This window comes from Mesorhizobium sp. Primo-A (genome assembly GCF_003997175.1).
Lineage (GTDB): Bacteria > Pseudomonadota > Alphaproteobacteria > Rhizobiales > Rhizobiaceae > Mesorhizobium > Mesorhizobium ciceri.
Window position 1 is genome coordinate 281964 of record NZ_RZTG01000011.1, and the last position, 19254, is coordinate 301217.

The 19254-nt window shown below is 64.8% G+C and carries 24 protein-coding genes; 10 read left to right on the top strand and 14 right to left on the bottom strand.

The window, feature by feature from the left end:
- Nucleotides 1-61: 61 nt before the first annotated feature.
- The 4 genes from EOC83_RS21815 to EOC83_RS21830 form a co-directional block, all read right to left on the bottom strand.
- A complete protein-coding gene (locus EOC83_RS21815; protein ID WP_013530558.1) occupies nt 62-868 on the bottom strand; it encodes an ABC transporter substrate-binding protein in 807 nt (268 codons plus the stop codon).
- Between the two features lie 110 nt (nt 869-978).
- On the bottom strand, nt 979-2142 hold the full coding sequence (locus EOC83_RS21820) for a saccharopine dehydrogenase family protein (RefSeq protein ID WP_063168654.1): 1164 nt from the start codon (nt 2140-2142) through the stop codon (nt 979-981).
- Nucleotides 2139-2639: an Lrp/AsnC family transcriptional regulator gene (locus EOC83_RS21825; protein WP_024501775.1), complete on the bottom strand. Its 501-nt coding sequence runs from the start codon at nt 2637-2639 to the stop codon at nt 2139-2141. Before EOC83_RS21825 ends, EOC83_RS21820 begins: the two co-directional genes overlap by 4 nt.
- A 131-nt stretch (nt 2640-2770) precedes the next feature.
- Nucleotides 2771-3643 carry a LysR substrate-binding domain-containing protein gene (locus EOC83_RS21830; protein WP_063170296.1) on the bottom strand — a complete coding sequence of 291 codons (873 nt, stop codon included), beginning with the start codon at nt 3641-3643 and terminating at the stop codon, nt 2771-2773.
- A gap of 137 nt (nt 3644-3780) precedes the next feature.
- On the opposite strand from EOC83_RS21830, the gene EOC83_RS21835 reads away from it, so the two are divergent.
- Together EOC83_RS21835 and EOC83_RS21840 are read left to right on the top strand one after the other, a co-directional pair.
- Complete coding sequence (locus EOC83_RS21835; protein ID WP_063168653.1) at nt 3781-3987, top strand: hypothetical protein; 207 nt, start codon at nt 3781-3783, stop codon at nt 3985-3987.
- 21 nt (nt 3988-4008) lie between these two features.
- Entirely contained in the window at nt 4009-4758 is a 750-nt protein-coding gene (locus tag EOC83_RS21840) for a sulfite exporter TauE/SafE family protein (protein ID WP_063168652.1), read from the top strand.
- A gap of 35 nt (nt 4759-4793) precedes the next feature.
- Here EOC83_RS21840 and EOC83_RS21845 read toward each other — a convergent pair whose 3' ends face one another.
- The 3 genes from EOC83_RS21845 to EOC83_RS21855 all read right to left on the bottom strand — a co-directional run bounded on the left by EOC83_RS21845 (nt 4794) and on the right by EOC83_RS21855 (nt 6111).
- Nucleotides 4794-5288, bottom strand: coding sequence for a GNAT family N-acetyltransferase (locus EOC83_RS21845; RefSeq protein WP_063168651.1), 495 nt, complete (start codon nt 5286-5288; stop codon nt 4794-4796).
- The gene (locus EOC83_RS21850; RefSeq protein WP_013530564.1) at nt 5285-5575 is read right to left on the bottom strand and encodes a DUF1778 domain-containing protein; all 291 of its coding nucleotides are present in this window, start codon (nt 5573-5575) and stop codon (nt 5285-5287) included. The genes EOC83_RS21845 and EOC83_RS21850 overlap by 4 nt, the downstream gene beginning before the upstream one ends.
- A gap of 86 nt (nt 5576-5661) precedes the next feature.
- Complete coding sequence (locus EOC83_RS21855; protein ID WP_027160859.1) at nt 5662-6111, bottom strand: universal stress protein; 450 nt, start codon at nt 6109-6111, stop codon at nt 5662-5664.
- Nucleotides 6112-6319: 208 nt separating this feature from the next.
- Between EOC83_RS21855 and EOC83_RS21860 the strand changes: the two genes are divergently transcribed.
- On the top strand, nt 6320-6901 hold the full coding sequence (locus EOC83_RS21860; protein WP_063168650.1) for a histidine phosphatase family protein: 582 nt from the start codon (nt 6320-6322) through the stop codon (nt 6899-6901).
- 30 nt (nt 6902-6931) lie between these two features.
- Here EOC83_RS21860 and EOC83_RS21865 read toward each other — a convergent pair whose 3' ends face one another.
- Nucleotides 6932-7333 (bottom strand): VOC family protein, encoded by a 402-nt coding sequence (locus EOC83_RS21865; RefSeq protein ID WP_013530567.1) that lies wholly within the window; start codon nt 7331-7333, stop codon nt 6932-6934.
- 120 nt (nt 7334-7453) lie between these two features.
- Nucleotides 7454-8206: a pseudouridine synthase gene (locus tag EOC83_RS21870; RefSeq protein ID WP_063170295.1), complete on the bottom strand. Its 753-nt coding sequence runs from the start codon at nt 8204-8206 to the stop codon at nt 7454-7456.
- A 158-nt stretch (nt 8207-8364) separates the two neighbouring features.
- Here EOC83_RS21870 and EOC83_RS21875 point away from each other — a divergent pair, with 158 nt between their 5' ends.
- Complete coding sequence (locus EOC83_RS21875) at nt 8365-8811, top strand: SRPBCC domain-containing protein (RefSeq protein WP_063168649.1); 447 nt, start codon at nt 8365-8367, stop codon at nt 8809-8811.
- A gap of 41 nt (nt 8812-8852) precedes the next feature.
- Here EOC83_RS21875 and EOC83_RS21880 read toward each other — a convergent pair whose 3' ends face one another.
- The gene (locus EOC83_RS21880; protein ID WP_063168648.1) at nt 8853-9695 is read right to left on the bottom strand and encodes a helix-turn-helix transcriptional regulator; all 843 of its coding nucleotides are present in this window, start codon (nt 9693-9695) and stop codon (nt 8853-8855) included.
- Between the two features lie 78 nt (nt 9696-9773).
- Between EOC83_RS21880 and EOC83_RS21885 the strand changes: the two genes are divergently transcribed.
- Nucleotides 9774-10658 (top strand): SDR family oxidoreductase, encoded by an 885-nt coding sequence (locus EOC83_RS21885; protein ID WP_063168647.1) that lies wholly within the window; start codon nt 9774-9776, stop codon nt 10656-10658.
- Nucleotides 10659-10747: 89 nt separating this feature from the next.
- On the opposite strand, the gene EOC83_RS21890 is transcribed toward EOC83_RS21885, so the two are convergent.
- Entirely contained in the window at nt 10748-11446 is a 699-nt protein-coding gene (locus EOC83_RS21890) for a RibD family protein (protein ID WP_063168646.1), read from the bottom strand.
- A 125-nt stretch (nt 11447-11571) separates the two neighbouring features.
- Here EOC83_RS21890 and EOC83_RS21895 point away from each other — a divergent pair, with 125 nt between their 5' ends.
- From EOC83_RS21895 to EOC83_RS21920, 5 genes are all read left to right on the top strand, one after another.
- Complete coding sequence (locus EOC83_RS21895) at nt 11572-12135, top strand: dienelactone hydrolase family protein (protein ID WP_024501764.1); 564 nt, start codon at nt 11572-11574, stop codon at nt 12133-12135.
- A 306-nt stretch (nt 12136-12441) separates the two neighbouring features.
- The gene (locus tag EOC83_RS21900) at nt 12442-13389 is read left to right on the top strand and encodes a substrate-binding domain-containing protein (protein ID WP_013530574.1); all 948 of its coding nucleotides are present in this window, start codon (nt 12442-12444) and stop codon (nt 13387-13389) included.
- Between the two features lie 247 nt (nt 13390-13636).
- Complete coding sequence (locus EOC83_RS21910) at nt 13637-15205, top strand: sugar ABC transporter ATP-binding protein (RefSeq protein ID WP_063168645.1); 1569 nt, start codon at nt 13637-13639, stop codon at nt 15203-15205.
- Nucleotides 15202-16218 carry an ABC transporter permease gene (locus EOC83_RS21915; RefSeq protein WP_013530576.1) on the top strand — a complete coding sequence of 339 codons (1017 nt, stop codon included), beginning with the start codon at nt 15202-15204 and terminating at the stop codon, nt 16216-16218. The genes EOC83_RS21910 and EOC83_RS21915 overlap by 4 nt, the downstream gene beginning before the upstream one ends.
- A 110-nt stretch (nt 16219-16328) precedes the next feature.
- Nucleotides 16329-17618, top strand: coding sequence for a hypothetical protein (locus EOC83_RS21920; protein ID WP_063168644.1), 1290 nt, complete (start codon nt 16329-16331; stop codon nt 17616-17618).
- Nucleotides 17619-17645: 27 nt separating this feature from the next.
- Here EOC83_RS21920 and EOC83_RS21925 read toward each other — a convergent pair whose 3' ends face one another.
- The 3 genes from EOC83_RS21925 to EOC83_RS21935 form a co-directional block, all read right to left on the bottom strand.
- The gene (locus tag EOC83_RS21925; protein ID WP_013530578.1) at nt 17646-18215 is read right to left on the bottom strand and encodes a hypothetical protein; all 570 of its coding nucleotides are present in this window, start codon (nt 18213-18215) and stop codon (nt 17646-17648) included.
- The gene (locus tag EOC83_RS21930) at nt 18212-18841 is read right to left on the bottom strand and encodes a hypothetical protein (RefSeq protein WP_063168643.1); all 630 of its coding nucleotides are present in this window, start codon (nt 18839-18841) and stop codon (nt 18212-18214) included. The genes EOC83_RS21925 and EOC83_RS21930 overlap by 4 nt, the downstream gene beginning before the upstream one ends.
- Nucleotides 18838-19254: hypothetical protein (locus EOC83_RS21935; RefSeq protein WP_127224516.1), on the bottom strand; the 417-nt coding region annotated here is incomplete at its 5' end. The genes EOC83_RS21935 and EOC83_RS21930, both read right to left, overlap by 4 nt.

Consider the following 19254-nt stretch of genomic DNA (forward strand, 5'->3'; position numbering starts at 1 on the left):
AAATTCCGGGCGGCTTCGCGGCGTTTAAGATGCGCGCGAAACCGCCTGGATTTATCGCTGCTTAGTGATCCTTCTTCCAGGCGTCGGAATTGACCCAGTAGTCGAGGTTCTTCTGCAGGCGGCCGTCGATAGTGACCTGGTTGAGGAACAGGTTCATCCAGATCAACAGGTCCGGCTCATCATAGCGGGTGGCGAAGGCAAGCGGCTCCTTCGACAGAAGGTCCGGCATGATGGTGAAGGTGCCGGCCGGATAGGCGGTCGACTGGCCCTTGACCGCCGAGACGTCGTTGACGCCGCAGTCGGCCTGGCCGTTGTTGACGGCGTCGAGCAGCAGCGGACCGCCACCCTTGTAGCTCTTGATGTCGGCATCGGGGAAGGCGTTCTTGGCTTCCTTCTCGCCGGTGGCGCCGAGCAGCACGGCGATCTTGGTGCCCTTGGCCTTGCAGTCCTCGGTGGTCTTGAACTTGCTGTCGGCCTTGGTGAAGACGGTGCTGCCCGTGTACATGTAGGGCGTGGTGAACGCGACCTTCATGCCGCGCGCCAGCGTCGGTGTCATGTCGGCGACCAGCAGGTCGGCCTTGCCCGACAGCAGCGCCGGGATCAAACCATCCCAGTCGAAGTCGAGGAAGGTGATTTTCACACCCATTTCCTTGGCCATCAGTTCGGCCAGTTCGACCGAACTGCCGGTGCGTTCGCCATTGGCGCCGACCAGCGAGAAGGGCGGTCCCTGGGTCTGCACGGCGACGCGCAATTCGCCGCGCTTGGTGATGTCGTCGAGCGTACCCGCACTGGCCGCAGCGGTGAGCCCGGCGAGCGCAAGCCCGGCGATGAAAAGTCTTCCGGCGATGAAAAGTCTGGCAATCTTCATTTCGGTATTCCTCCCTGTTGTCGTTAATGTCTGCCCGCGGTTCTCCTTGGGCTCCTTTTTGAGCGGCAGCGCCGTTGCCGGCGGCAGCCACCGTTCGAAAATCTTTCGCCTCAGTCCCGTGCCACCGTCTCGGAAACCGTGATGCCACGCCTGGCCAATTCATCGAAGAACCTGATGTCGGGCACATCCAGCAGCGGGTTCAAAAAGCCGGGTCTGGTGATCTCGCCCCTCGCCAGCATCTGCGCCACGATGCTGGCGGGATAGCCGACGCCGAGGCTCATGCCGAACAGGCCGGAAACGAGATCGCGTTCGATGATCAGGTCCGACGTCACCGTCTTGGCGCGGCCGCCTTCGAGGCCGGAAAAGACATTGCGCATCACGCAAAGATCCTTTTCGCCGGGGCCGTATTGCAATTGCGGGCCGAGCAGCCGGCCAAGGAATTCGCGCGGGCTGTTGGAGGTGCCGGGCACCTTGTCCTCAGAGAGGAAACCGAGTTCCTTCAACGGCGCCCAGAAGGCCGACCATCCCGGCCAGCGCAGTGTGTAGCGGCCGGAGCGGCGCAGCCCTTTTGCGGCGTCCAGCATCTCGACATAGTGGAGCGCGTCGCCATTGGGGAAGGCTTCGAGCCTGCCGAGACCGGCAACCTCGATTTCATGGATGAACGGATTGTCGTGCTGCTGGCCGGCAGGCACCGCGACACGGTTCCCGTCCTCAATCATCACGCTGTCGCGGTTCTGGCTGACCAGGACCATGTCGAAATTCCAGCTCACCTTGTAGCACAGCGGCTTGGCCATCGCCTGCGGCTCGGGGATGCCGCCGCAATAGGAATCGATCGAAGAAATCGAGTCGAACTGCCTGGCGGCGCGCGCGTAGAGCACGAGGTCGATGCCGGGGTCGAGCCCGCATTCGGTCATGATCGAGACACCGGCCTGTTCGGCGGCCGGCGCCAGGTCGGCGATCGACTTGGCGTAATTGGTGGTGACCAGCGGCGTGCGCGTGGCAATCGCGGCCTTTACCGCCTCGCGCATCAGCGGCTGCGGCAACAGGTCGATGACGGCGTCGACATCATCAAGCACAGTGGCCAGGGCCTGGCCGATCGCGCCCTCAGGCACCACGAAGCGCACGCGGGCAAGATCGGTCAGGCCGGCAAGCCGGGCAGGGCCGTCCGGCGCGGTGTCGACGCAGACAATTTCCTCGACGCCGTCGCTGGCGACGAGGTCGGCGATTGCCGCCCGGCCTTGCAGGCCGAGGCCGCCGAGAACCGCGATCTTCATGCCGGCTCCTTGCGGTCGTCCGACCAGCAGCCTTCCGGCAGGCTGACCCATTTGTTGCAGGACGCCATGACGACGAAGGTCTCGCTGCGCACCACTTCGCCCGGCTCGCCGGCGCCGGGGATCAGTTCGCTGGTGACGCGGTAGAGATCGGCGACGTCACCGGCCACCGTCACGTCGACGATGATGTCGAAGCGTCCGGTGACCACCGAGGCCGAATTGACGAAAGGCAGTTCGGCAATGCGCTGCGCCAGTTCGCGGGCCCGGCCGCGCCCTTGGGCATTGATGCCGACAATGGCGGAGATCAGCTCGGGGCGCTCGGTCAGGTTCAGCAGCCCGACGATCTTGAGTAGGTTGCGGTCGAGCAGGTTGCGCAGCCGCGAGCGCACCGTCGGCACCGAAATCGCCAATATCTCGGCGATCCGGTTGATGCCCGGCTGGGCGTCCTGCGACAGCTGTTTGACCAGCCGCCGATCGGTCAGATCGAGATGTTCCCGCAAAGTCCCCGTCTTTCACAAAAGGAAAAAAGTTTGGCGATTTTTTTGCCAATGTGCAAACAAGCTACGTCACGAACATTTGAAAAGCAAGGCAATGATTCAGCGCTGATGGGGATAGGTGCTCGCTGTCCGGCTCACGCCAGCGCTGTCGCGAGCAATTTTGCCTGCGGTGTCAACTCGTCGAAGCGGCGGGCGCAGAGGTTGAGCTGGCGCGTTGCCCAGTCATCGGTCAGCCGCAGTGTGCGTAGCGTCCGCGCCGAGCGGCGGGCGGCACTTTCCGGCACGATGGCGATGCCGGCACCTTGCGCGACCAGCCGGCAGACATTGTCGAGGCCGGGAACGTGGATGCGGATATGCAGATGGCCGCCAAGGCGGGCCGCCTGGCGGGCGATGTGCTCCTGCAGCGCATGGCCGGTGCTGAGGCCGACGAAAGATTCGCCGAGAAGCTCAGTGAGGTTGACGGTGCGGCCTTCAAGGCCGGGCCGGTTTCGCGCGGCGATCACCACCAGCCGGTCGATGAAGAACGGTTTCTGCTCGAGGTGCGCAAGGCCGGCCCAGGTGGCGGCGATGCCGAGATCGGCCGCACCACTGGCCACGGCTTGCGCGATCTCATGGCTGGGGCGCTCGTCGAGCTCGATGTCGATGCCGGGATGCGCGACAAGGAAGGCGGGCAGGATCTCGCGCAGCAACTCGGCTGTGGCGGCGGTGTTGGCCATCAGCCGGACGCGGGCGCGCAGGCCGGTGGCATAGGCGGCGAGGTCGCCGGTCATCGCTTCGATCTGGTTCTGCACCGCGCGCGCATGATGCAGCAGCGCCTGTCCGGCCGCCGTCGGCACCACCCCACGGCGCCGGCGCTCCAGCAGCGGCGCGCCGAGCCGCTCCTCCATGCCCTTGATGCGGGCGCTGGCCGACGCCAGGGCCAGTCCGGCAAGCTCGGCGCCATGGGTGATGCTGCCGCGTTCGGCCACCAGCAGGAACAGGCGGAGATCGACCAGATCGAAGCGCATTCTCTTGCTCCTGCGAATATTCAGCGCCGGGAAGGCGGTCGGCCAACCAGCCTTCGTCGTGGCCGAAGGCTGGCAGCGCAACTTCCACATTGTGATCGGCCAGGATTTTCGTCAAACAGTTTCGAAGGAGAATTGCGATGAACGAACGAACATCAGGCCGGCTCGGCATTCTTGAAAGCACGGCGATCGTGCTGGCCATTGCGGTGGCCGGCCTTGCCATGGCGCGAGCGGGATCAGGCCTGCGGGGATGCGCGGCGACGGTCGTATCCACCAGCCGCGATGCGGCGCCGGCAAAGGCCGCCAGCCCGGATGCCGACGCAACCGATATGCTGCTGCATGACTGATCCGGCCCTGAAGATACGATCATGCTGAGCGCCGGCATCCTCGCCTGGATCGGCGCCGTGTTCCTCGCCGCCGGCTTCGTCAAGGGCGTCGTCGGCATGGGCCTGCCGACCGTTGCGATGGGCCTGCTGGCGGTGACGATGCCGCCGGCGCAGGCGGCTGCCCTGCTCTTGATCCCGTCGCTGGTTACCAACCTCTGGCAATTGCTGACCGGCCCGTCCTTCGCCCGGCTGTGCAAGCGGCTGTGGACGATGATGGCCGGCGTGATGCTCGGCACCGTTGCCGGCGCCGGCCTGCTGACCGGCACGCATACGGGCGCGGCCTCAGTGGGGCTGGGCGCCGCACTGGTGCTTTATGCGATCCTCGGCCTCGCCAAAGCCGGCTTCACCACGCCGGCGCGCCGCGAAGCCTTGATGTCACCGCTGGTCGGGGTGGCGACCGGGCTGGTCACCGGCGCCACCGGCGTCTTCGTCATCCCGGCGGTGCCCTATCTGCAGTCGCTGCGGCTGGAGAAAGAAGACCTGATCCAGGCGCTCGGCCTGTCCTTCACCGTGTCGACGGCGGCGCTCGCCATCGGGTTGTTCAAGGCAGGCGCCCTGGCGTCGCCGAGTGCGCAACTGGTGGGGTCGGTCGCAGCCCTTGTGCCGGCGCTGGCCGGCATGTTCGCCGGCCAGGCGCTGCGCCAGAAGATGAGCGTCGAGACCTTCCGCAAAGTGTTCTTCGCGGGGTTGCTGGCGCTTGGGGTCTATCTCGTGGGGGAGTTGGTGTTCTAGGCGCCGGACTTCCCCAGAGCACTGGCAGGAAGTCGTCAGCCAATGCTTTCGCTGAGATCAGCGAGCGTGACCATGAGTGTCAACGGCTCGACCGGCGAGGGCTCGAACCCGATGGTGATGTAGAAAGCTCGGGCATCGTCGGAAATCGCATGCACCACTATGCCTTTGATGCCCAGTATTTCAGCAGCCTGGAGAATTCGTAGACCGGCATCCCTTACCAGCGCCCGACCGATGCCCCGACCGTGATAGGCTTGGTCTACGGCCAACCTGCCTAGCACTGCGACGGGGATCGGATCGGGCATGTTGCGCCGGAAACGGCTGGAAGCTTCGACCATTTTCACGGCGCCGCTGGCAACGGCATAGTAGCCAATCACACGGTTGCCTTTGCAAGTCACATAGGTCCGGGATGCACCGCCCGCTTGATTGGTGCGAGCACGTTTTTTCAACCAATCGTCGAGCGCTGTAATGCCCGACGAAAATTCCCCGAGTTCGTGATGATCCGCGAGTGGAACCGGGACCGACAGCGTCACGCAGCTTCCCACGGAGCCTTTGTCGTCATCGTGCGGCGCAATCGGTCGTTGGGCTGCGGCGGCGCGTCGAGGCGTGCCAGAAACGCAGCGTAGACATCCGGTTCGACGGTAAACACGAGACGGTTGAGCAACGCTTCCTCAGCGGCGCGTTGCGAGGCTTCAAGCATGAAGTCGGTGCGATTCTTACCGAGCAATTCGGCTGCGCGGTCGATCAGATTGCGAACTTCCGGCTTGACGCGGATGTTGAGCGGAACGCTCTTCGGCACCGGATGATGTGACGTTGGCATGGACGGCTCCTTCGTTGCGCATATCTAGCACAGCGTAACGACATTGTCATTACCCGCTTCGATGGAGCATGCGATCCGTAGTAGCCCTACCGCACGACCAGCACCGGGATCTCCGTGTAGGACAGCACTTCCGCCGTCTGGCTGCCGAGGAGCAGCTTGCCTAGTCCGCGGCGGCCGTGCGAAGCCATGACGATCAGGTCGCAGCCCAGGGCCTGCGACAGTTCCAGAATGGCTTCGGCGGGCCTTTTGTCCTCGACATGCACGACCTCCGCCGAGACGCCGGCGGCGTCGGCCGATGCCTTGCACTTGTCGAGAACTTCCTTGGCGTATTTGCGCGCTTCTTCCTGATAGGCGGCCAGTTCATCGCCGGCGGCGTAGCCGGCCATGGCGCCGCCCCAGGCGAAGATCGGGAATTGTTCGGAGACGGTGATGAAAGTAACAGAGGCGCCGAGGCCCTTGGCCAATGTCAGGCCGTGGGTAACGCCCTTGTCGGCCAGTTCCGATCCGTCCGTGGCGATGAGCAAATGTTTGTACATGATGACATGACCTGTTGCGCAAGGGCCGATGCCCTTGAGGTGGCGGGAGCCTTGTGGAGGGCTGGCCTTGATATAGTTGCGGCCTCGGGCCGATCACAGGGCCGGCCCCGCCGCGGATCAAGGCCAGGCGACCACGCAGTCTTGTACCAAGCGGATTCCCCTTTGCCGCATCGTCGCCTAAGGTGCCGGTGACATTGAAAGGCAGTCCATGAGCAACCCGTATCCGCAAATCCATCTGGTCCGGCATGGTGAAACGGCATGGAGCCTTTCGGGGCAGCATACCGGCCGCACCGACATGCCGTTGACCCCGGTTGGCGAGGCCGCCGCGCGGGGTCTCGCGGACAGGCTCGAGGGCCTGTCTTTTTCGGCCGTATGGTCGAGCCCGTCGCAGCGCGCCTACAACACCAGCGTACTGGCCGGCTTCGGCGCGCAGAGCGTCAAGAAGGACGATCTGCAGGAGTGGGACTATGGCGCCTATGAGGGGCTGACGACAAAACAGATCCTGGCCGAGCGCCGCGGCTGGAATGTGTTTCGCGATGGGTGTCCAAAGGGCGAGATGGCGGCCGATGTCGGCGCGCGGGCCGACAGGATTATCGCTGGGCTGCGCGAGGCCAATGCCAGCATATTGGTGTTTTCCAGCGCGCATTTTCTGCGCGTGCTGGCGGCGCGCTGGATCGGGCTGCCGCCGGAGGGCGGCGCGCTGCTCGTGCTCGATACGGCCAGCATCAGCGTGCTCGGCTACGAGCATGATTTGAGCGAGCCGGTCATCCGGAAATGGAACCAGAAATAGAGCAGCTTCGGCCAGCGGCGCCGCTTACGCCTATCTGTCGAATTTCCTGATCGCCTCAGCGGTTACCGGCGTGAAGAAATTCACCAGATTGCCGTCAGGGTCGCGAAACAGCAGCGAGCGGTTGCCCCAGGGCATGGTGGTCGGCTTCTGCACAGTGATATTCCTGAGGAGGTCCGAGAGCCTGGCGAATTCAGCATCGACGTCGCCGACGCGGAACTCGATGATGGCGGTGTGGTTGTCGGCGGGGCGGGCGATGTCGCCGCCGAACAGCATCAAGGTGCGCGTGCTGCCGATCGCCAGCGTGCAGGTCGGCGTCGCCAGTTCGGCGAAGTCTTCCGTGTACACCGTCACGGGCATGCCGGTGATCTCACCGTAGAAGTGAACGAGACGCTGGACGTCCGACGTGATGATGCGGACGGAGACGAAATTCATTGCATTGGCTCCCTGATCGTTGAAGCCGTGGCCGGCTCCCATCCGACCTATAGGCCAGGCCTGCTGACAGCTTTCCGTCAGGAAGGATCGCCGTGCGCCTGCACCAGCGGCACGCCCTGCTTACCCCCTCAGCAGCGCCAACTCTTCTGCTGTCAAATGCCGTGCCGTACCCTTGGCGAGGTCGCCGAGCGGCAGGCGGCCGATAGCGATGCGGATGAGGCGCAGGACCTCGACGCCATGCGCGGCGAGCAGGCGACGGATGTGGCGGTTACGGCCTTCGTCGAGCACGATCTCCAGCCAGGCGGTGCGGCCGCCGCTGCGCAAGAGTTCGATCGAGCTGGCGGTCAGGGTCTCGCCGTCGACGGTCACGCCCGCGCGTAACGTCTCCAGCATCGCCTCGTCCGGCACCGTGCCGATCTGCACGTGATAGGTCTTGGGCAGATGCGAGGCCGGGTCCATCAGCCGGTTGGCAAACCGGGTGTCGTTGGTCATCAGCAGCATGCCTTCGCTGGCTTTGTCGAGCCGGCCTACCGGCGAGACGAAGGGCAGATCGAGCCCTTCCAGGCAGGCATAGACGGTGTCGCGCTGCTGCGGGTCGTCGCGGGTGGTGACCAGCCCGCGCGGCTTGTTGAGCATGAGGTAGACCTTGCGCTCGGCAACCACCGGCCTGTCGTCGACGACGATGCGGTCGCGGTCGAGGTCGACGCGCAGCGCCGCATCGCGCACCACCTTGCCGCCGACGCGCACGCGGCCTTCGGCGATCAGCACCTCGGCCTGTGTGCGCGAGCACAGGCCGAGCTTCGACAGCGCCCGGTTGAGACTGACGCCGGGCGCCCCCTGCCTGCCGCTCTGCCGTGTCTGCCGTGGTGTCATGGTGCCGTCTGCGCTGGTGGAGCCGACAGATGCCACGGGCTGCAATGGCTTCGCAAGCGTGGTGCTGTCTTCCTATACAGGGCAAGGGGCAATGGCGGCATCCGTACCGCCTGGAACAGCGATATTGTCGCCGCCGCATCCGCTATAATCTGCACCCCATGAGTGAGTCCGCTGCGCCGATAACCAAGACCGTCGTCATCGGTGCCGTGCCGGCCAAGGTCTGGCGGATACTAACGACGCCAGAAATGATCCCGCAATGGATGTCCGACGAGGAGTTGACCGTCAGCCTGCAAGGGCAGGCCGGCGGCGCGATCGTCATGCGCGGACTGCTGCACGGAATACCGTTCGAAAACCACGGCACCATCCGCACTTTTGAGCCGGGAATGAGCTTCGCCTACAGCTATTGGAGCACGCTGTCGGCCTCGCGTCTGGCGGACGTGCCCGAAAATCACACCGTGGTCAGCTTCGACCTGGCGCCGGCGGATGGGGGAACACTGTTGACACTGACGCTCAGCGACTTCGCCGAACCGGCGATCCGTCCGCACGCCAATCTCTACTGGGGACCGACCTTGCAGATCCTGAAGGCGGTCTGCGAGCGCGCTTGAGAGCGGGCGGGAGTCATCGCAGCGGATAGGTCGTCCCGCCCTTACTCTTTGGGGTGTCGGGTGAGGGCCAGCGTGCGAATACGGTCGGCGACGGCGCTGTCGACCGGGTTGTAGACGGTCAGGCTCAAATCCGGCCGGCCGTCGACCGCGAAGCCCGAATATTCCAGTTCGATATCGCCAAGTTCCGGGTGCTTCAGGCGCTTTGTCCCGTCGCCATGGCTGAGCACGCCGTTTTCCCGCCACAGGGCGGCAAACTCGGGGCTGGCGCTGCAGAGTTCGTCGACGAGTTCACGCACCTCGGAGACAGCACCGGCGCGTGCCGCATCGGCCCGGAACGCGCCCACCACGAAACGGGCGAGGTTTTGCCAGTCGTGCTGCCTGGCGCGGATATGGGGACTGAGGAACATGAAGCGCAGAATGTTGCGCTCGCCCTCGGGCAGGGTGCTGTAGTCGGTCAGCACGACCCTCGCGGCACGGTTCCAGGCAACGACGTCCCAGGTGGCGGTCCTGACTATGGCGGGGCTGGCATCGAGCGTGTCGATGAGGCGCTGCAGCCGGGGGCTGACGCCTTCGACGCCCCTGTAGCGGACCTCGGGCGGGCGCCCCAGCCCGAGCATGAAAAGATGTTCGCGCTCCGCCTCGGTCAGCAGCAGCCCCTTGGCGATGCGGTTGAGGACATCGGCCGAGGGTGCGCCGCCGCGGCCCTGTTCCAGCCATGTGTACCAGGTCGGGCTGATGTTGGCGCGCTGTGCGACCTCTTCGCGGCGCAGCCCCGGCGTGCGTCTGCGTCCGGAAAACCCGAATGATGCGGGATCAAGCCGGGTGCGCCGGTCTTTGAGGAACGCTGCTAGTGAGCCGGAATTGGAAGGCATCCTGTTAGCCATTATACCACGATAAGATCACTACTTTAATAGAATAATAGACCGGCAATATTACGCAGGCAACTGTACAGGAGATTTTGCATGCGTATCTTTCTCACCGGCGCGACCGGTTTCATCGGTTCCGCGATCGTTCCCGAACTCATCAAGGCAGGCCATCAGGTGGTCGGCGTGACCCGCTCCGACGCCGGCGCCGAGGCGCTGGCCGCCGCCGGTGCTGAAGTGCATCGCGGAACGCTCGAGGAGCCCGAAGGGCTGTGCGATGGCGCGGCCAAGGCGGACGGCGTGATCCACACGGCATTCGACCACGATTTTTCGCGGTTTGCCGAGAATTGCGAAAAGGACAAACGCGTCATCGCCGCACTGGGCGCCGCGCTCGCCGGCTCCGACCGGCCGCTGGTGATCACCTCTGGCGTCGGCATGGGCAGCCCCGGGCATGGCCAGTTGGCGATCGAGGACGTCTTCAACGCCAGCCATCCCAATCCGCGCATCGCCTCGGAGCTGGCCGGCAATGCCTTGCTGGACGCCGGCATCAATGTGTCGGTGGTGCGGCTGCCGCAGGTCCACAATCCGGTCAAGCAAGGCCTTATCACGCCGCTCATCGAGATCGCGCGTGAAAGGGGCGTCTCGGCCTATGTCGGCGACGGCCGCAATCGCTACTCCGCGGGCCACCTCCTCGATGCGGCGCGGCTTTACCGGCTCGCCGTGGAAAAGCGGCAGCCGGGCGCGCGCTATCACGCGGTCGGCGAGGAAGGTGTCGAAGTGCGCGCTATCGCCGAGGCGCTCGGCCGGGGTTTGAAATTGCCGGTGGTTTCCATTGCGCCGGAAAAGGCGGCGGAGCATTTCGGCTGGATGGCGATGTTCGCGCCGATGGATCTGCCGGCCTCCAGCGCTCTGACCCAGGCACGGCTCGGCTGGCACCCCACCGGCCCGACGCTGATCGCCGATCTCGACGCCATGCGGTATTGATGCGCTTAGCAACGCTCGAGGTGAGCCGAAGTCTCTGACTTCGTCAGCCCCGTCGCGGAGACCCTGGGCCACGCCGCGACCTTTCGGGATTATGCTCCAGGGCTGACCGCGTAGCGCAGATGGACGAGCCCATGCGCCAGCGCCTCGCAGCTCTTCAGGGACAGCTGCGTCTTGCCCGCCAGGCCGCTCTCGCCGAACTCGACGAAACCCTGATTGGCGGCCCGTCCGTCGATCGCGGGTGCAACGAGAAGGCTCAATTCATCGACGAGCCCGGCGGCGAGGAAGGAACCGTTGATGCTGGCGCCGCCCTCGAGCAGCAGCCGGCTTATGCCGAGTTCGCGTCCGAGGACCTCAAGCATCGCGGCGAGATCGATATCGCCGGTTTCCGCGACGATATAGGACACGCCGTCGGCGGCAAGCTCTGCCAAATGGCTGTCGGCAACGTCGCGCCCAAGCAGCACCACGACATGGTCGCCACCGATGTCGGGTTTGGAAAAATGAAGCTTGCCCGAGGCATCGAGCGCCACGGCATAACCCGCACCTATTTGCGCGAAATGATAGGGCCGGTCGACCTTGCCGGCATTGGCCGGCGGATGCGCGCCGGCCTTGCTCATCTCGGCCATGGTGACGCGCCCGACGATCCAGGCATCAGCCGCGAGATCATTATGGATATGCTCGTAGAGGCTCGACCACTCGGCCCGGGTGCCATCGGGGCTCGAGGTATAGCGGCTGGGGTGGAGGCTGCCGTCAAGGGATGCCAGCATATGGCAGATGATTTGCGGCTTCATGTTGTTCTCCAGTCGAGTGCTTTGGGTTCAGTCCAAAGTAGTGCCACGCCGGGAGAATGGAAGCCGCACGCCTCATGACGTACCCAGCCGTTGAGACGGCATGTGCCGGCAGGTATCATGACCGGATGTCCGCGAACATAATCCTGTTTCATTCGGTTCTGGGGCTGCGCGAGCACGAGCGGCATCTCGCTGGAAAGCTGGGCGCCGCCGGTCACGCCGTTTCGCTGCCGGACCTCTATGCGGGCGTGGCGACGGACGATCTCGAGCAAGGCTTCGCGATCAAGGCGCGGATCGGCTGGGAGGTCATTTGCCAAAGGGCGCGCGATGCCCTGGCCTCGACGCCCGGCGATACGGTGCTGGCGGGGATTTCGATGGGTGCAGGCGTGGTCGCGTCAGTCTGGGCCTTGCGGCCGCTGACGGCCAAGGTGCTGCTGTTGCATGGGCTGGCAACCGTGCCTGCGAACATCCGGCCCGGCCTGCCGGTTCAATTGCATGTCGCCGACACCGATCCGTTCTTCCCCGAGCCGGATGTCCGCGCCTGGCAGCACGCCGCCGAGGCCGCGCAAACCGATGTGCGGATCTTCCGCTATCCAAACTCGGGACATTATTTCTCGGATCCAGCTCTGCCCGACTACAACGACACAGCCGCGGCGCTGCTTTGGCAGCGTGTTCTGGCGTTCCTGGATTGAGAAGCAGAGGGGCGGCCTTGCATTGGAGGTCTTCCGACAAAGCGGCCCCCACGCCGGAAATCCAAAATCCGACAATTCCGATAATTTGCCTGGCACCGCTGTTATATCGATGTTGCACAAATGGTTGGCCCTGGGTTAGCATCCCTGCGCAGGCGTCGGTGGGAGGCTCTTTTTACAGCGGCGGCCAGCTGGAGCGGCATGCGTTTTCGGGCGCAGGGAGGATGCTCCACACTTTGAACCGACGCATGATCCTTCCTGAAACCGATCCCGGTTTTCGGGTCGTGCGTTCTTGTGGAGGAGGATCCCATGAACAGACGTGAATTCCTGCTGTCGTCCGCGGCTTTCGGCGCCATGATGGTTGCCGCGCCTTCTGTGTTTGCGCAGGACAAGCTCACTATCCTTGGCTCGGTGCCCAGTCTCGGCTTTCCGTTCTTCGTGCACATGCTGAACGAGATCAAGGCGGAAGCCGCCACGCAAGGCGTCAATCTGACCGAAAGCGACGGCCAGAACTCGGCCACCAAGCAGACCGCCGACATCGAGGCCGCCCTGGTGCAGAAGGTCAACGCCATCGTCATCTCGCCGCTCGACGTCAACGCCCTGGCGCCGGCCATCGAGGAAGCGGTCAAGGCCGGCGTTCCCGTGGTGACGATCGACCGCCGCGTAGACGGCGTCGAGGGCATCCTCGCCCATGTCGGCGCCGACAATGTGAAGGGCGGCGAGGCGGAAGCCAACGCCGTGGTGGCGGCGTTTCCCAACGGTGCCAAGCTGTTCCATCTGCAGGGCCAGCCCGGCGCCGGCCCGGCGATCGACCGCAACAAGGGCGTGCACAATGTGCTCGATCCTCTGAAGGACAAGTATCAGATCGTCTTCGAGCAGACCGCCAACTTCGCCCGCGCCGAGGCGCTGTCGGTGACCGAGGCTGGCCTTGCCGCCAACGGCAAACCCGACGCCATCGTCTGCGCCAATGACGACATGGCGCTGGGCGCCATGGAGGCTTGTGCCGCGCGCAACTTCACCGACGTCAAGATCTACGGCTTCGATGCACTGCCCGAAGCGCTGGTCGCCGTGCGCGACGGCAAGCTTGCGGGCACCGTCGAGCAATTCCCCGGCGAGCAGTCGCGCACTGCGGTGCGCATCGCGGTGGCCTTTGCCAAGGACAAGACCGAGCCGAAGGAGAAGCTGGTGCTGCTGACGCCAATCGTCATCGGCAAGGACAATCTCGACAAGGCAGAGCGGATTGGCGAGACGAAGTAGGGGTTTGGCGGGGATCGGCCGATTGGCAAAGCCGGCGGGACAGCGCCCCCCTCTGTCCTGCCGGACATCTCCCCCTCAAGGGGGAGATCGACTGTTCCTCCTGCTTTCGCCAGTTCCCAAATGTTGAAAGAAAAGGTGTCGCCGGTGACACAGCCAATCTCCCCCCTTGAGGGGGAGATGTCCGGCAGGACAGAGGGGGGCGTTCAAGCGCTGACAGGCGACATCAACTGCATGGAAGGAGCCACCCTTGCCGCCAGCCGCTGAAGCCGCCTCGCCCGAACCCATCCTGCTTGCCGTCGAAGGCATCACCAAGCATTTCGCCGGCGTGACGGCGCTCAGCGATGTCTCGCTCGATATCCGCCCCGGCGAGATCCTCGGCCTGCTGGGCGAAAACGGCGCCGGCAAATCGACGCTCTTGAAAATCCTGTCGGGTGTGATGCCGCCATCGGGCGGCCGCATCACTTTCGACGGTGCCGATTATCATCCCTCCAGCCCGCAGGATGCCAAGCGGCTTGGCATCGTCACCATCTATCAGGAACTGAGCCTGATCCCGACGCTGACCGTGGCGGAGAACATTTTCATCGGCCGCGCGCCGATCGGCCCGCTCGGGCTGGTGAGTTGGCGCAAGATGGAGGAAGATTCCCGCACGATCATCGCCCGCGTCGGTCTCTCCATAGACCCGATGACGCCGGTCTCGGCATTGTCCGTGGCCGAGCAGCAACTGGTCGAGATTGCTCGGGCGCTGTCGCTGGAAAGCCGGCTGATCATCATGGATGAGCCGACCTCGGCGCTGACCGAGACCGAGGTGCAGCGGCTGCTGTCGATCATGGACCGGCTGCGCAAGGACAGGGTCGCCATTATGTTCGTCACCCACCGGCTGGAGGAAGCGTCCGCCATATGCGATCGCATGACGGTGCTGCGCGACGGCAGGCTTGCCGGCCACCTTAACCGTGAAGGCGGGCCGATCGCGCTGCCCAAAATCATCGAGAAGATGGTCGGCCGCGCGGCGTCCGAGCTCTACGCCCGGCCGGCGCAACGCGCGGTGGCCGGCGATGTCGTGCTGTCGGTGCGCGGCCTGCGCACTGTGCGCGACCCCGAGGCGCCGCACGCCATCGTGCTCGACGGCGTCGACATAGACCTCAAGGCCGGTGAAATCCTCGGCGTTGCCGGGCTTGTCGGCTCAGGCCGCACCGAACTGGCGCGCGCTATCTTCGGCGCCGACCGCATCGCGGCCGGCACCATCACGCTCGACGGCAAGCCGATCGCCCCGTCATCACCCGCGGACGCCATTGCCCTCGGCATCGGCCTGGTGCCGGAGGACCGCAAGCACCAGGCGATCTTTGCCGCGCTGGGCATCCTGCCGAATTTCTCCATCGCTTCGCTGGGCAGCTTCAGCAACGGTTTCGGCTTCATGGCCGAGCGGCGCGAGCGCGATGCGCTGTCCGGGTTTCGAAAGATGCTGTCGATCCGCATGGCTTCGGCCGAGCAGGCGATCGAGGGCCTGTCGGGCGGCAACCAGCAAAAGGTGATCCTGGCGCGCTGGCTCGCGCGCGATCCGAAAGTGCTGATCGTCGACGAGCCGACGCGCGGCGTCGATGTCGGCGCCAAGACCGAGGTGCACCAGATCCTGGTGCAGCTTGCGGCGCGCGGCATTGCGGTGATGATGATCTCGTCCGAACTGCCCGAGGTGCTGGCGGTTTCGGACCGCATCGTCACCATGCGCCGCGGACGCATCACCGGCCAGATGCCGGGCGTCGAAGCAAACGAGGAAAGACTGATGGAACTGATGGCACTCGACCGCAAGGAGACACTATGAGCGTGGCGGGGGAGCAGGATCAGCGCGGCGGCATCAACTTCGCGCGGCTTTTGATGAGCTTCGGGCCGCTGCTGTTCCTGGTGGCGCTGATCATCGTCTTCACGGTGCTGAAGCCGAGCTTCATGGACCCGATCAACCTGTTCAACATCACAAGGCAGATCTCGATCACCGGGCTGATCGCGCTCGGCATGACCTTCGTCATCCTTACCGCCGGCATCGACCTGTCGGTCGGCTCGCTGCTCGCCTTCTGCGGCATGGTCGCCGCCGTGGTCGCCAAGGGCGGCACGGCCAACACGCTGTCGCTGTCGACGAGCGGCACGCAAGGGTTCGGCTGGTTCGCCGCGCTGCTGGCCGCCATCATCGTCGGAGCCGCTGCCGGCGGCGTGCAGGGGCTTGTCATCACCCGGCTGAAAGTGCCGCCCTTCGTCGTCACGCTGGGCGGGCTGACGGTGTTTCGCGGGCTGACACTGACCATCTCCAATGGCGGCCCGATCTCGGGCTTCGACGCCTCGATGCGCTGGTTCGGTACCGGGCTGATCGGCCCGGTGCCGGTGCCGGCGCTGATCTTCGCGGCGGCCGCCATCCTGTGCCACATCGTGCTGCGCTACACGCGCTATGGCCGCGCCGTCTATGCCGTCGGCGGTAATGCGGAAGCAGCGCGGCTGTCGGGCCTGCGCGTCGACCGCATCCTGGTCTCGGTCTACGTCATTGTCGGCTTCTTCGCCGGGCTCGCGGCCTTCGTGCTGTCGGCCAGGCTGAACTCCTCGGAAGCGGTGGCGGGCATCGGCTACGAACTGACCGTCATTTCGGCCGTCGTCATCGGCGGCACCTCGCTGTTCGGCGGCATCGGCTCGGTCGGCGGCACGGTGGTGGGCGCGGCGCTGATCGGCGTGCTGCAGAACGGGCTGCAGTTCAACAACGTCTCGTCCTACACGCAAAGCATCGTCATCGGGCTCATCCTGATCCTGGCGGTGGCGTTTGATCGGTGGCTGAAGTCGAGGGTAAGAAGGTGAGGGGGACGGTTCTCCCTTCTCCCTCTGTTGGAGAAGGGGAGCCCCATTCCTTGCAAAACAATCATGCTTTGCTAGAAAGGTTTTGGCGGGTGGCATCGTGAGAGAACCTCATGTTTGCCGATATCATCAGACCGATCACCCTAGGTTTTTCGCTGCTGCGGCGGTTCTGGCCGCAGCTCATGGCACTCGTGCTGGCCGGCGTGATGGTCGGCGATCTCCTCATGCTGCTGGCGGCGAAGGTGGCGCTGGCCAATCACTTCGCCGGGTTGGCGATGCTGACGCTGGTGGCGCTGGCGCAGCTGGTGGTGACGGTGGCAATGTTCCACGTGCTGCGCCCCGGCCTGCCGCATGTGGTGGCCGCGCAGCGCGGCGCCGACAAGGCCGCAACCACCGAGACGCAAACGAAGCCGGGTGCCGAGGCTGACCGGCGCGGCTCGCGGCTGGTGCGGATGATCACCATCGCGCTTCTGCCGTTCTTCGCCTATTATGCCGCCTGGGGATTTCTGGGCGACGTCGTGCGGCAGTATTCGCGCGAAACACTCGACCAGGCCGATTTCGGCCAGAGCGCTGATGTGCTCGACGTGCTCGACTCGCGCTGGCTGCTGGTCTCCGTGGCGGTGTCCTGGCTGATCCGCCGGCTGGCCAAATTCATGCAGGCTAAGACAGGTGCGGAGTCGTTCTGGCAGATCGTGGTGGTGATCTGCGAGACCAACTGGATCTTCGTCGGTCTCTACGTGATCAGCCGATGGAAGGATTCGGCCCTGCAATGGCTGATGAGCCGCAATTTCTGGTCGGCCCTGCAGGCATCGGTGGACGGGCTGGCAAACCCGGTGCCGATGGCCTCGGCCGCACCCATGGTGCCGGTCGAGATCTCCTCGATCGCGCCGTCGACGGCTGCGATCAACCTGTTCTTCTTCATGCTCCTGCCGCTGATCTGGCTGGTGATGGCGGCGCTGATCTACGGCTATGATGTGCGCGACGATGCTGCCCTGATGCGCGTGCATGGCCGGCTGGAGCGTGCCGGCCGGCGCTATGCCGGCCTGCCGAAATTCCTGCGCGATTTCGTCGAGCATTTCATCGCCGGCTACCGCTCGCGCTATCTGCCGATCGCCAACGGCGTGCGGCTGACGGTCAGCGCCAGCCTGGTGCTGTTGTGCACGCTGGTGGTCGGCTACCGGTTGCTCGACTGGGGCGCGGCCTGGCTGTGGCTCGGCGCGACGCGGCTGATCGGTCCACACGAGCTCGATATCTGGCAGATTTTTTCGCATGCCGTGACGCTGCTCTTCGGCAGCCCGTTCCAGGATTCCTCCACCGGCATCCTGATCGAGCCGCTGCGCATATGCTTTCTCGCCGCCGTGCTGGAGACGGCGTTTTCGATGGCGAAGCGGGCGGGGAAATGAGCTTTCTTTACGGGGAGAAGGATGCTGTCACTTCGGCGGCCGCTGAAAACGCAGGAACCAGGGGCGCTCGCTGCCCAGGCCAATGGCTGGGCGGATGGTCTCGATGGCATCCTCGGGCACGATGAAGGTCTCGCCGACGCTGATGATTTCGCCCTTTTTGGCGCCGGAGAAGATCGCCGAGGTGCAGTTCATCACGCCGTCCGGCAGGCTGACGCCGGAGATGAAGTCGGGCAGCCAGCGGCGGCCGGCGGCGTCGGTCAGCATCACCTTGCAGCCCAGCCACTGCTTTTGCAGATCGGGATCGCCGACCGTGACGGCGAAGGTGGCGATGACGGCCAAGGCATGCTCGGGCAAGCGGCCGGCCTTGCCGCCGCGCAAATCGGCCAGCCGCCATTCGCTGCCGCCGAACGGCGCGCCTTGGCCAAACTCGACATCCCTGGCGATGAGGTCCTCGCCATGCAGCCATTCACGGATGCTCTCATAGCTGGTTTCGGCCAGCGTCAGCGGCAGCAGGATAGCGAGCGCGGCAAGACCGCGCCGTCGCCATTTTTTCTCGCCACCGCCGGCTGGGTCGATGTCGGTTGAAACCGCGCTCATGTCTTGCCCTGCCGTGTCTGGCCCTGCCGTGTCTGGCCCTGCGGCGGTGCAGGAGCGTCGAGATCGTATAGCGGCAAGACATCCGCCGGTTGACCATCGGCACCGGTCGGAACGGCATCGAGGCTGATGCGAGCCTGGGCGTCGAGCGGGCCGAACTGACGTGCGGCGATAAGCAGGCTGGCGCCTCGGATCTGGTCGGCCGGCAACTCGAAGACGAACAGGCCGCTTCTCTCCAGCCCTGGATCGACGGCATGTGGCGGCATATCCTGGCGATAGCTGAGCCGCTCCGTCTGGCGGTAGCGCAGGCCGGTCGGGCCTTGCCAGGTGCCGTCGGCGACCGTGGTGGAGGTGCTGGTGGCGGTGAGATTGGTCGCTGCCACCGCCCACAGTCCGCTGGTGGTCAGCAGCCTTTCCTGGCCGAACTGGTTGGTCTTCAGCGTGCGCGCAAAGACCATTCTGTCGAGGCGGACATCGAAGCTGCGCGCCCGCACCGTGTCGTGCATGGCGCCATCAATGGGGATCGGCGCGGTGAGTTCGGCATAATGCGGCTTCGACACCTGCATGCCGTAGCTGAGCACCACGGTGGCGGCGACGATCAGGAGATTGCCGATGGCGCGGATCCTCATGAGCCGCTCTCGGGCAGGTCGGCGACCGGCATGGTGACGGTGCCGAGCCGATAGGAATTGAACCAGCCCGGCGTGCCGTAAAGATTGTCGCGCGGCTTGAAGATCTCGGCGGTGACGCCGAAGCTGAGATTTGCCGGCACGGCGGCGTTACCGGCAAGCGGCCAGACATAGGCCATGCGTTCGGTCATGCCGGGATGCAGTTCCGGCGTCAGCGTCGAATCGCGGGCCAGCGCGATCATCGGCGTGGAATCGGGCAGGTCGATCCCGTCCGGCTTGAAGACGTTGAAATAAGCCTTGTCGGATTGCGCCGTGCGATTGGTCAGATCGGCCTCCAACACCAGCGCCTTCTGGCCTGGTTTCAGCGCCACGCCATAGAGTTTGGCGCGGCTGACATAGGCGCGCGCGGGCTGGAC